This is a genomic window from Streptomyces sp. NRRL S-118 (genome assembly GCF_000716335.1).
Taxonomy (GTDB): domain Bacteria; phylum Actinomycetota; class Actinomycetes; order Streptomycetales; family Streptomycetaceae; genus Streptomyces.
Window position 1 is genome coordinate 1 of sequence record NZ_KL591009.1, and the last position, 506, is coordinate 506.

At 70.6% G+C, this 506-nt stretch carries 1 protein-coding gene and 1 pseudogene; both read right to left on the reverse strand.

Annotated elements, in window-relative coordinates:
- Nucleotides 1-217: pseudogene (locus IH00_RS37420) on the reverse strand (ATP/GTP-binding protein); the annotation flags it as partial.
- The coding region (locus IH00_RS44120) for a DUF742 domain-containing protein (protein ID WP_039947119.1) at nucleotides 198-506 on the reverse strand (309 nt) is incomplete at its 5' end. The pseudogene IH00_RS37420 and the gene IH00_RS44120, both read right to left, overlap by 20 nt.

Below are 506 nucleotides of genomic sequence, written 5' to 3' on the forward strand. Positions count from 1 at the left end.
TGGCCACCGTGGTGGTGGTCTTGCCCCCGGTGTGGGTGAGGTCGTCGATGCCCGCGGACGCGGACGTCATGACGGCCTCGGTACGCAGCGGGTTGATCTCCGAGACGGCACCGACGAACGTGGTCTTGCCCACGCCGAAGCCGCCCGCCACCACGATCTTCGCACTGGTGGTGGAACGGCCGGCGCCCGATCCGCCGCTAGAGCTTGCGAAGTCCACTGAGCACCCTTTCCAGCAGCGTCACATCCGGCGTACCGCCGGCCTCTCCATTGCCCGGCTGGTGGATCGCCACCATGCCCGCCTCCGCCAGGTCGGCGACGAGGATCCGGGCCACCCCGAGCGGCATCGACAGCAGCGCCGACACCTCCGCCACCGACTTCACCTCGCGGCACAGGTGGCAGATCCGCTGGTGTTCGGGCAGCAGTGTTCCCAGGTGGGCCGGGTCGGCCGTCGTGCTGACCAGCGCCTCGATGGCGAGCTGGTAGCGCGGCCGCGTCCGTCCGCCGGT